Consider the following 1416-nt stretch of genomic DNA (forward strand, 5'->3'; position numbering starts at 1 on the left):
GACCCGCAACGGCATCGACTTCGCCGTGGCGGACCTCTCCCTGGCCGAGTTCGGCCGCAAGGAGATCCGGCTGGCCGAGCACGAGATGCCCGGACTGATGGCGCTGCGCCGCGAGTACTCGGAGGTCTACCCGCTCAAGGGTGCGCGGATCTCCGGTTCACTGCACATGACCGTGCAGACGGCCGTCCTGATCGAGACCCTGGTCGCCCTGGGCGCCGAGGTCCGCTGGGCGTCGTGCAACATCTTCTCCACCCAGGACCACGCCGCCGCCGCGGTGGTGGTGGGCCCGCACGGCACCGAGGAGGAGCCGCAGGGCGTCCCGGTGTTCGCCTGGAAGGGCGAGACGCTGCAGGAGTACTGGTGGACCGCCGAGTCCATGCTGACCTGGCCCGACGGCGGTGGCCCGAACATGATCCTGGACGACGGCGGCGACGCGACGCTGCTGGTCCACAAGGGTGTGCAGTACGAGAAGGCCGGTGTGGTCCCGCAGGCGGAGGCGGACGACCCGGAGGAGTGGGCGCTCATCCTGGAGACGCTGCGCAAGTCGATCGCGGCGGACAACGGCAAGTGGACCAAGATCGCCGAGGGCATCCGGGGCGTGACCGAGGAGACCACGACCGGTGTGATGCGGCTGTACCAGCTGGCCGCCGCCGGTGAGCTGCTGTTCCCGGCGATCAACGTCAACGACGCGGTGACCAAGTCGAAGTTCGACAACCGCTACGGCATCCGGCACTCGCTGATCGACGGCATCAACCGGGGCACCGACGTGCTCATGGGCGGCAAGGTGGCCGTGATCTGCGGTTACGGTGACGTCGGCAAGGGCGCGGCGGAGTCGCTGCGCGGCCAGGGCGCGCGGATCATCGTCACCGAGATCGACCCGATCTGCGCCCTGCAGGCCGCGATGGACGGCTACGAGGTGCAGACGCTGGAGGACGTGATCGACCGCGCCGACATCGTGATCACCACGACCGGCAACAAGGACGTCGTGCGCATCGAGCACATGGCGGCCATGAAGCACCAGGCGATCGTGGGCAACATCGGCCACTTCGACAACGAGATCGACATGGCCGGCCTGGCCCGCTTCCCCGGCATCCGGCGCATCAACATCAAGCCGCAGGTCGACGAGTGGGTGTTCCCCGACGGCCACTCCATCCTGGTGCTGTCGGAGGGCCGCCTGCTCAACCTGGGCAACGCCACCGGCCACCCCAGCTTCGTCATGTCCAACTCGTTCTCCAACCAGGTGATCGCCCAGGTCGAGCTGTTCACCAAGTTCCAGGAGTACGACAAGGAGGTGTACCGCCTGCCCAAGAAGCTGGACGAGAAGGTCGCCCGCATCCACCTGGAAGCGCTGGGCGGCAAGCTCACCAAGCTGACCAAGGACCAGGCCGAGTACATCGACGTCGACGTCGAGGGCCC

The 1416-nt window shown here is 67.6% G+C and carries 1 protein-coding gene; it reads left to right on the top strand.

The window, feature by feature from the left end:
• Positions 1-1416, top strand: a 1416-nt coding sequence (ahcY, locus tag ACIQMJ_RS40855; protein ID WP_499766392.1) for an adenosylhomocysteinase, incomplete at both ends; no start/stop codon positions are given.

The sequence above is a fragment of the Actinosynnema sp. NPDC091369 genome, assembly GCF_044757065.1.
GTDB lineage: Bacteria > Actinomycetota > Actinomycetes > Mycobacteriales > Pseudonocardiaceae > Actinosynnema.